Below are 9,430 nucleotides of genomic sequence, written 5' to 3'. Positions count from 1 at the left end.
CGGCCGCCTGCCGCTCTTCGAGCCTGTGCAGTCCGGTCGTGTCTCGGCGGTGCGGCTTGAGCCGCAACCGGATGATGCCGTGCCGCGCTTCCAATACGAAGATCATATCGGCTCTCTCGTGAAGGATCGGGTATGGCCCGATTCCACCCGGGCGATATCCGAACTGCGCATCACGCTCGAATATCAAAGTGCCAGCGGCTGGAACCGTCTCTTCTCGCCGGGTCGGCTGTCGATCGATATCGTCGATTATCCCGGCGAATGGCTGCTTGACCTGCCTTTGCTCGGAAAGAACTACCGCACGTTCTGCGAGGAGACGATCGCCTTGGCGGGGACGGGCATTCGTGCAGAACTCTCGCGCAATTGGCTAGCCCTCACCCACGCCACGGACGTTAACGCTCCGGCAGACGAAATGCGCGCCCGCGACCTCGCGACTTCTTTTGCCGATTACCTCAAGGCCTGCAAAGCCGACGAACGCTCGCTCTCCACACTTCCGCCTGGCCGCTTTCTGCTGCCCGGCGATCTTGATGGCTCGCCCGCCCTTACCTTTGCGCCGCTCACGCCTCCGCCGGAGGCCAAACCGCAAAAAGGATCGCTTTGGGCGATGATGGAGCGGCGCTACGAGGCCTATAAATCGGTCGTGGTGAAGCCTTTCTTTCGCGAGCATTTCGCCCGCCTCGACCGACAGATTGTGCTCGTCGATGCGCTGCAGGCCATCAACCGTGGCCCAGAAGCAGTACAGGACCTCGAGCGAGCCCTGACGGACGTTTTGGCGTGCTTTCGTCCGGGCACGAATTCCTGGCTGTCGTCATTGCTTGGCCGCCGTATCGATCGCGTACTCGTCGCCGCAACGAAGGCCGACCACCTGCACCATGAAAGCCATGACCGGCTCGACGCACTTACCCGCCGCCTGGTCGATCGTGCCGTGCATCGCATTGGTATGGCAGGCGCAGGCATTGACGTCATGGCACTTGCCTCGGTCCGCGCCACGCGCGAAGCGACCGTGAAACACGACGGCCATGAGCTCCCGGTTATTGTCGGTATACCGATGAAGGGTGAGGCCATCGGCGGAGAATGCTTTGACGGCGTCAAGAAGACGGCGATATTTCCCGGCGACCTGCCGGAAGATCCGGAGAGCCTGTTCGAGCGCATAGAATCCGGAGACCGTAACCTCGCCCTGCCCGATGTCAGTGTCGTACGCTTTCGCCCGCCACATCTTGAAGAGACAGGCGGCGGCATCAAGCTTTCGGTCCCGCATATTCGCCTCGACCGTGCCATGCAGTTTCTGTTCGGAGATCGCCTCGCATGATCAAGCCACCATCCGAACATCCAGTACACCGCGCGCCGGCCGCCTTTTCCTATGAGGAGGACGCACTGGCGCGGCCGACGACCGAAACCAACCGTGGCCAACGAAGACCGGGTAGCTTCACGGACGATATCGTGTTGACCGCTGACGAGGACGATCCTTTCCTCAATCCCGACAAGGATGTCCCTCCAATTCCGGTCGCGGTCCCGCGCAAGCGCGGCACCTCGTTTGCGAAAATCGCGGCGGCCGCGTTCGGCGTTCTCTTTTCGCTTGCCTTCGGCCTTTGGACCGACAGCCTTATCCGCAATCTCTTCAGCCGCGCGGATTGGCTGGGCTATGCCGCCCTTGCAGCCCTCGCAATCGGCATTCTGGCGGTGATCGCCATCGTTATCCGTGAGACAGCCGGGATAATGCGCCTGACTGCCGTGCAGGCGATTAAGACGGAAGCCGAGGCCGCCATGGTGGAGACTAAGCCGGCGAAGGCACGCGCGCTGGTCAAGCGGCTGGAAACCCTGCTCTCCGGCAAGCCCGAGACGGCCAAGGGCCGCGCCACGCTGAAAGCGACAGAGGGCGATATCATCGACGCGCCGCATCTCATCGCGCTCGCGGAACGGGAGCTTCTGGCACCGCTCGATCGGCAGGCGCGGGCCCTTATCGTCAATGCATCGAAACGGGTATCAATCGTCACCGCTGTCAGTCCGCGCGCCATCGTCGACCTGCTCTACGTACTTTATGAAGCTGCCCGACTCGTTCGCGCGATGGCGGAACTCTACGGCGGTCGGCCGGGTACGCTCGGCATGGTCAGGCTCATGCGAGACGTTCTGGCGCATCTTGCCGTGACCGGCTCGATCGCGGTCGGCGATAGCCTCGTGCAGCAAGTGCTTGGCCATGGACTGGCGTCGAAGCTGTCGGCGCGCCTCGGCGAAGGCGTCATCAACGGCCTGATGACCGCCCGCATAGGAATCGCTGCCATGGATCTCTGCCGCCCCCTTTCCTTCCATGCCCTCAAACGTCCGGGAATCGGCGACTTCATTGGGGATCTTGCGCCGTCCATGACATCGCGTGATAAGAATTCCTGAGAATTGACAGTTTTGTCGCGCTTACGATGCGCCAAACGACATGTGGAAATACTTCCCATGAATTCAATGCGCTAGCGCCCCGGTCTCGCCCACCGCCAACTGAGAAACACCCTGCCATTCAGCGCTTTTTGGCCAGCAGGAAACCAACCATTAACCATTATTCGGCAAAACTTAGCAGCAGTTAAGCGATGGTGTCGCTAGGGAAAATCCATGTATTCGCGCAAGTTTCTTCTTCTTTTCGGGCTCGCTGCGGTGGCGCTGTCACCGGTTGCTGACATGGCTCCGTCCGCAACAGCGGCAACACGTGACAAAGCCTTCTTCGAGTCTGTCGCCGGCACCTGGCGAGGCCCCGGCGAGATCGTTGCCGGCAAGTATAAAGGCACGAAATTCACCTGCAATCTCGTAGGCGAACCGGTGAGCGCGGGCGGTGCGGGCATCAAGCTCGACGGAAGCTGCAGGGTCGGCGTCTTCAAGCAGCCGATGACCGCCCTCATCACCCAGTCGGGCAACTCCTACAAGGGCAAGTTCCTTGATGGCGCCGATGGTAAAGGACTCGACGTCGTATCGGGTGCCGTGACGCAGGATACCGTGGTCGTCGGGCTCAACCGCTCCAAGCTGAACGGCGCCATGATCGCTCGTGTACGAGACGACAAGACCATGAACGTTACAGTTTCGGTCAAGGTCGAAAGCCAGATGATCCCTGTTATTGGCCTGACGCTCACGCGCCAAGTCGACGAAATCACAGTCGGCTCTGTCGAATAGTTCTCAATACTGATTTCCGCAAGCGGCGGATTTCCCGCCGCTTTTGCTTTTTTAAGCCGTACGCCACCAGTCAGTGCTTGCCTCGGCCAGGTCGATCCCCTGTACATCAGCCTTGGCAAGCCAGTCGCGAATGGTTGCGCCCTCGACCAGCAGATCCGGCGCGAAGTCGGCCAGCGGCATCAGCACGAAACCGCGATCCATCATCCGCGGGTGAGGAAGTTCCAGCCGCGGCGCGGACTGCACCGCGTCGGCATAGGTCAGAATATCGATGTCCAGCGTGCGCGGCCCCCACCGCTCGATGCGCTCTCGTTTCATCCCCCGTTCGATGTCCAGACAGACATCGAGAAGCGCCTCCGGGCCAAGCGTCGTCTCGACGGCGGCGCAAGCGTTGAAAAAATAGGACTGATCGGTCTTGCCCCAAGGCGGCGTACGGTAGAGCCGCGACACGGCTACCACCCGGCAATCGGATCGCTGGTCAAGCGCTCTCAGTGCGACGGCCATCGCATGGACAGGCTCGCCGAGATTGCCGCCAAGGCCAAGCGTTGCGGTCTTGAAAAGGGACTCAGGCAAAGTGTTCGACGCTCACCTGGACGAAATCCAGAACGCCCGGCACCGGCGCGTTCGGCTTGCGGACCGTGATTTTTGCACGCTTGATCTGCGGAAACTTCGAACAAAGTCCTTTCGCGATATCAAGTGCAAGCGCCTCGATCAGGTAGCGACGCTTGCCCGTGACGATCTCCTCGATCACGGTGAAGGCAATGCCGTAGTTGACCGTGTCATTGATGGAATCGCTTTCCAGGGCATCGCCGGCGACGACGTCGAGTTCGGCATCCACAAAGAAACGCTGGCCGAGGAACTCCTCTTCGTCATGAACGCCGTGGCGGGCAAAGAAGGCGCAGTTCTGAAGCGTGATTGTGTAAGTGGTGCTCATGCCGAGTGTCCTTGCTCCAAGCTATAGCGCGCCGCGAGCATAGCATCAGCGATGGCCAGAGCGTCCCTGTTGATTGCGACATCGTGTACACGAAAAATGACCGCTCCGGAGAGACGCAGCAGCACGGTCGTCGCTGCCGTTCCCCCGTCCCGATCGGCGGCTTCTCTGCCCGTGATGGCGCCGACAAAACGCTTGCGTGATGTCCCGGCAAGCAGCGGTAGTCCAAGGCGGTGAAGTTCGCCGAAACGCGCCAGCAGCTCGATGTTCTCGTCAGTATCCTTCGCAAAGCCGAAGCCCGGATCCAACACGATGCGATCCTTCGCAACACCTGCGGCCGCTGCGATTTCGAGCGAGCGCTCAAGGAAGAGAAACTGGTCGGCGATCACATCGGGAAGCTTCTCCCTTTCTCGGCCGGTATGCATCAGGCACAGGCCTGCACCGGTATCGGCAGCGATCTTTCCGATCTCCGGTTCCTTTTGCAGCCCGAACACGTCGTTTATAACATGCGCTCCCGCGCTGACAGCCAGCCGGGCCGTCTCGGCCCGATAGGTGTCGATCGAGATCAATGCATCTGTCTTGCCGCGCAGCGCCTCGATCACCGGCAACACCCGTGCCTGCTCTTCCAGGGGAGTGACGACATCGGCGCCGGGACGTGTCGATTCGCCGCCGATATCGACAATCTCGGCTCCCTCCTCAGCGGCCTGGAGCGCATGCGCAACGGCGGCATCAACCGTCTCGTATCGCCCGCCGTCCGAGAAGGAGTCCGGCGTCACGTTGACGATTGCCATGATCACAGAACGTGCGCCCAGCTCGATCTCACGACCATGCCCGACGCGCCAGAAACTGCTCCGAAGCTGTGCCAACAGCATTCATCCTATCGATCGAAAAAGCGTCAACGATATTGCGCTAGCGGTGCCTATGCCCCAAGCTCCGGCAAACTTCAACCTGAGTATCTGTAGAATGCTTTCCGTACCGCGTTATATGCCCCTCCTGCTCGGCTTTTCCATGACCGTCTTGGTGTGCGCGCCGGCCTCTGCCGCCGTCATCGCGACCAAGAGCTACTCCTACTTCGCGATCGGGGGCAAAACCGCAGATCAGCTGGATCAGCAGCTGAGCTCCAATGGACCGACGGCTAGCGGGTCGTCGGCCCGCCATCCCGGCGCGACCAAAATCCGCTTCGGCGGCGATGCCACCTATGTCCAGGCAGGGGGCAAGTGCAAGGTTGGCAATGCCAAGGTGACGGTCCATACGCAGATCATCCTGCCGCGCTGGACCAACCGTAAAGGTGCCAGCAAACAGCTCTCGATGATCTGGGATGCACTCTCGAGCGACATCAAGCGCCACGAAGAACGCCATGCCGAGATCGCGCGAAACCAGGCGCGCGTCATGGAAAAGCAGATTCTCGCCCTGCCTCCACAACCCAATTGCGAACGCATGCAGGAGCTCGTTACCGAGGTATCGACGCGTGGCATCGAGGAACACGATCGGCTGCAGGCCCGATTCGACCGAGTCGAAGCCGCCAATTTCCAGAATCGCATGATGAGGTTGCTCGACCACCGGCTAAAGAAATCCGGCGGCGTAAGATAGCTGATTCTTAGGTCAAAAACGATCACAGAAGTTTATCCGCGTAACAAAACTTGTGTGAAACTGCAGTCGCCCCAGTGTTTTAGTGGTTATTTCTCGGTCTAGCTAAATCAACTACAACGCGGTAATATTCAAACATTCGAAAGTTCAGGTCCGTAAGCCCGAACTTTCGCTCCTGGGTTCTCCTGGCGCGTTGCGAAGCCGCGGATGATCCTCCCTCGTCCGTAGGTAATGCGCCTACCTCGCCTCGCTCGTCTAACGGCCAGCGAGGCTTTTTTTGGGAAGTGCAGTGGATCAGGCCTGCCGCTCGGGCACGTGGACGATGAGCCCATCCAGGGCTGCCTTCATTCTGATCTGACAGGAGAGCCGCGACGTCGGACGCACGTCAAACGCGAAATCAAGCATATCTTCTTCCATGGCCTCAGGCGGACCGACGCGCTCCGTCCACTCGTCGTCGACGTAGACATGACAGGTCGCGCAGGCACAGGCGCCGCCGCATTCGGCCTCGATGCCCGGCACCGAATTGCGCACGGCATTTTCCATAACGGTCGATCCCTGATCGACATCAAGATCGAAGCGCGTGCCGTCGAAGGCGACAATGGTCAGTTTGGGCATAATGATTTCCGGTAGTCGTCAATGGGAGGGTCTGGATTTTTCTTCCAACAAATCGTCGAGGCAGTCAACATCGACCGCCCGATACCTTTCATTCCAGATTGGGAAGCAACGCGCTTGTCAAAATGCGCCATGCCGACAGTCACAAAAAGACCCGCTGCCCCGAAATGGATCAGCGGGTCTCGTATCTGACCCTACGGCTCAGCGGCAAAGCTTGAGGATAAAGTTCTCGGCTTCGATCACCGCGATACCGACCGCCGCCATCGTGGCCGCATCGCCGCAATTGCCCTCGAGCGCCTCCGCAGCTGCATGAACGCGGAACGCGCCCACGGCGCCGGCGGCACCCTTAAGGCGGTGCGCTGCGGCCTCAACGATTTTCGCGTTACCGGATGATATCTCCTGCAGGCAAGCGCGTGCCTGCCGTGCAAACATCTGCAGAACTTCGATTTCCAGGCTCTTGTCGCCCATTGTCTGGTTTGCCAGATGCACCAGATCTACCGGACGCTCCTGCGAAGGGCGTGGACCCTTGCAATTGTCGGGTGCCGCAAACGCAATACTGACTGCTGCCATGTGCCAATTCTCCCGTCATCTATCCCGCCGTTCTATGATCGTGCGGGCGCCGGGTGGGCATCGCGTTAAATTCCGGCACATTCAGGGCGGATTTCTCGGGTTATGGTTAACGTCTGTTAAACACCCCTAACTCTTTGGTTTTTAAAGCCACACATTTATTAAATGATGTTAACAAGACCTTAATGCTAGGGGATTTGACCGGTTGCGTTAATTGTCTAGCAGTCTCGGATGTGTCACTACGATACTACTGGGCGAGCTCTGTGGCACCTGCCTTTGCTCGCCAAGTGGATAATGGTAATGTTTTGATACCGTCTGTATGAAAAAGCAGCTATCCACTCTGAAATGATATGCTTATCCGTCCTCGGCAATGTGGGCGGGCGAGCTCAGAGGCTAAGGTTTTGTTCGGGCTCGGCGGGAAGCCCGGATGCGTTGTTGAACCGGCTGGGATGTAACGAGGCGTAACGTAAATGGCGAACAACAAGTACAACGAGTCGATCGAGGACAAGGCGTTCAAGGCATTGGACGAAGCGCTCCAGATCGACTTCGGAGAAGACGATACGCTGTCTCGCAACGGCAAGACCGACGCCCCGGAGGCCAAATTGTCCGAAACACCAAGTGCCCGAAGTCAACAAACCTCCAAGGAAGCCAAGCGCGCGCGCCCTGCAAACACGCCTCGCCAGCCCGAGCAGCCGTCCCGTGCGCCGTCCTTCGCCGCCAATGACGCCAACCGCATATCTCCAGCTTCGCTGCTGAAGTCGTTGGAGAACGGATCCAGCCGATCAGCTATCCGCAACGCAACCATCGTGTCGCTTCTCTGGATCGTCGCAGGGCTTGGCCTGATGGCCCTGCTCTATTCGCCCCAGATCTGGCAGATCCGCTCCCTGGCCGATCTTCTGGCGCTTCCGGGCGTCATCGCCGGCTTCATCGGCATCATCGTGCCGGTGCTGCTGTTTTATGCCTTCGCCGTCATGATGGCCCGTGCCCAGGACATGCGCAACGCAGCGCGCTCCATGGCCGAGGTGGCACTTCGCCTCTCTGAACCGGAGACTGTCGCTTCCGAACGCATCATGACCGTCGGCCAGGCCGTTCGCCGCGAAGTCTCGGCGATGAACGAAGGCATCGAGCGTACGATCGCGCGCGCTTCGGAGCTTGAGACCCTGGTCCACTCCGAGGTCAACGCGCTGGAGCGCAGCTACGCCGACAATGAATTGCGCGTGCGCGGCCTCGTGCACGAGCTTGGCTCGGAGCGCGAAGCGATCGTCAATCACGCCGAGCGTATCCGCACGTCGATCGCCGGCGTGCACGACCAGCTCAAGGAAGACTTGTCGCTAGCAACGGAAGAAATCGCTGTACGCCTGGCAACCTCGGGCGAAGCTTTCGCCTCGATGATCGACACGCGCGCGGCCGCCATCACCGAAAAGTCGGAGTCGGCGATCCAGTCGCTCGGCACGCTTCTTGCTGCAAAGACGGATTCGCTGCTGCAAACGCTGACGTCCTCAGGATTCGCGCTCACCAACGAATTCGATACGCGGCTGGATTCACTCACGTCGAGCCTCAGCGAACACGGAGATCAGATCCTTCGGCAGTTCGAGACGCGTGCGTCGACGATGGACAGCAACGCCGAGAAGCTCAACGCCGCGCTGAACGACCGCGCCCGTCAGCTGAACGAGATCCTGATCGCCCGCACCCGCGAGATCAACGAGAGCCTGACCGGCGGCGAACGCACGATCAGTACCACGCTGGACGACGTTCTCTCCAAGCTCAACAGCGCGCTCGACGAGAAGGGCTCTAGCTTCCGCCAGAGCCTGCAGTCGAGCGTCGACGACACCATCATGGACCTCGATCTGCGCTCCGGCTTTTTTGACGAGAGGCTGCAGGCAACCGTCGCGCAGCTCTCGACTTCGTTCGATGAGCGCGTCGCGGAATTCGCCAATGCCTTCGACAAGCGCGCCGGCTCGCTCGACACCAAGCTCATGGAGAGCCTCAACCGCATCAACGACACGATGACCGGCGGTTCAGACTCGCTGAACGGCATCCTGAGTTCGAGCATCGAGCGCCTTGGCGCGTCGCTCACCGACCAGTCCTTCGCACTGGCCACCGCCCTCGCCACCAGCCAGGAAGTTATGGAAAGCTCGCTGGCGGGCAAGGTTTCCGAAGTCACCGAGGCCATCCATACGCAAACGACGGGTATGACGTCGGCGCTCAGCCATGCCACTTCCGAGATCTCGCTGGCGCTCGCCTCGGGCACGTCGGAACTCCACAACAATCTCGCCGCACGCGCGACGGAGTTCCGCGACACGTTGCTGTCTACGACCTCCGATCTAAGCTCTGCGGTCTCCGCGGGAACCGAGCAGATCACCTCGGCCTTTGGCCGTGCCGACGAACTGAATACGATGATCTCCAGGCGAGCAGCCGATATCACGCAGGCGCTCGACTCCGCGCATGAGCGGATCGACGGCGTGATGGCCGATCGCGGCGGTGCGCTGACTGCTGCCCTCGCCGACAACCAGGACCGTTTCGAGAGCACGCTTGCAAGCCGCTCGGAAGCAATCATCAGCGCCGTCTCCGGCAGCCATGAGCGGCTTTCCG

General features: G+C 60.2%; 9 protein-coding genes and 1 pseudogene. 5 read left to right on the top strand and 5 right to left on the bottom strand.

All coding sequences use genetic code 11. The features are described 5' to 3' along the window. The 3 genes from PMI09_RS10150 to PMI09_RS10140 form a co-directional block, all read left to right on the top strand. The coding region (locus tag PMI09_RS10150) for a YcjX family protein (RefSeq protein ID WP_007792234.1) at positions 1-1,306 on the top strand (1,306 nt) is incomplete at its 5' end. Beyond that, the gene (locus PMI09_RS10145) at positions 1,303-2,382 is read left to right on the top strand and encodes a YcjF family protein (RefSeq protein ID WP_007792233.1); all 1,080 of its coding nucleotides are present in this window, start codon (positions 1,303-1,305) and stop codon (positions 2,380-2,382) included. The genes PMI09_RS10150 and PMI09_RS10145, both read left to right, overlap by 4 nt. Positions 2,383-2,592: 210 nt before the next feature. Next, on the top strand, positions 2,593-3,144 hold the full coding sequence (locus tag PMI09_RS10140) for a hypothetical protein (RefSeq protein ID WP_007792230.1): 552 nt from the start codon (positions 2,593-2,595) through the stop codon (positions 3,142-3,144). Between the two features lie 51 nt (positions 3,145-3,195). Here PMI09_RS10140 and folK read toward each other — a convergent pair whose 3' ends face one another. From folK to folP, 3 genes are read right to left on the bottom strand one after another with little or no spacing between them, the layout of a single operon-like run. Next, positions 3,196-3,714, bottom strand: coding sequence for a 2-amino-4-hydroxy-6-hydroxymethyldihydropteridine diphosphokinase (gene folK / locus PMI09_RS10135; protein WP_007792227.1), 519 nt, complete (start codon positions 3,712-3,714; stop codon positions 3,196-3,198). Continuing rightward, complete coding sequence (gene folB, locus PMI09_RS10130; protein ID WP_007792223.1) at positions 3,707-4,075, bottom strand: dihydroneopterin aldolase; 369 nt, start codon at positions 4,073-4,075, stop codon at positions 3,707-3,709. The genes folK and folB overlap by 8 nt, the downstream gene beginning before the upstream one ends. Next, a complete protein-coding gene (gene folP / locus PMI09_RS10125; protein WP_037082557.1) occupies positions 4,072-4,944 on the bottom strand; it encodes a dihydropteroate synthase in 873 nt (290 codons plus the stop codon). The genes folB and folP overlap by 4 nt, the downstream gene beginning before the upstream one ends. 91 nt (positions 4,945-5,035) lie before the next feature. Here folP and PMI09_RS10120 point away from each other — a divergent pair, with 91 nt between their 5' ends. Continuing rightward, positions 5,036-5,662: a DUF922 domain-containing Zn-dependent protease gene (locus PMI09_RS10120; RefSeq protein WP_007792217.1), complete on the top strand. Its 627-nt coding sequence runs from the start codon at positions 5,036-5,038 to the stop codon at positions 5,660-5,662. Between the two features lie 291 nt (positions 5,663-5,953). Here PMI09_RS10120 and PMI09_RS10115 read toward each other — a convergent pair whose 3' ends face one another. Both PMI09_RS10115 and PMI09_RS10110 read right to left on the bottom strand, forming a co-directional pair. Then, positions 5,954-6,274 (bottom strand): 2Fe-2S iron-sulfur cluster-binding protein, encoded by a 321-nt coding sequence (locus PMI09_RS10115; protein ID WP_007792212.1) that lies wholly within the window; start codon positions 6,272-6,274, stop codon positions 5,954-5,956. Positions 6,275-6,472: 198 nt separating this feature from the next. Continuing rightward, positions 6,473-6,841: an Hpt domain-containing protein gene (locus PMI09_RS10110; RefSeq protein ID WP_007792209.1), complete on the bottom strand. Its 369-nt coding sequence runs from the start codon at positions 6,839-6,841 to the stop codon at positions 6,473-6,475. 467 nt (positions 6,842-7,308) lie between these two features. Here PMI09_RS10110 and PMI09_RS10105 point away from each other — a divergent pair. Further along, positions 7,309-9,430, top strand: a pseudogene (locus PMI09_RS10105) (hypothetical protein); the annotation flags it as partial.

The sequence above is a fragment of the Rhizobium sp. CF122 genome (assembly GCF_000282035.1).
GTDB lineage: Bacteria > Pseudomonadota > Alphaproteobacteria > Rhizobiales > Rhizobiaceae > Rhizobium.
Note: the sequence above shows the minus strand (reverse complement) of the source record. Positions and strands in the feature narration are given on the sequence as shown.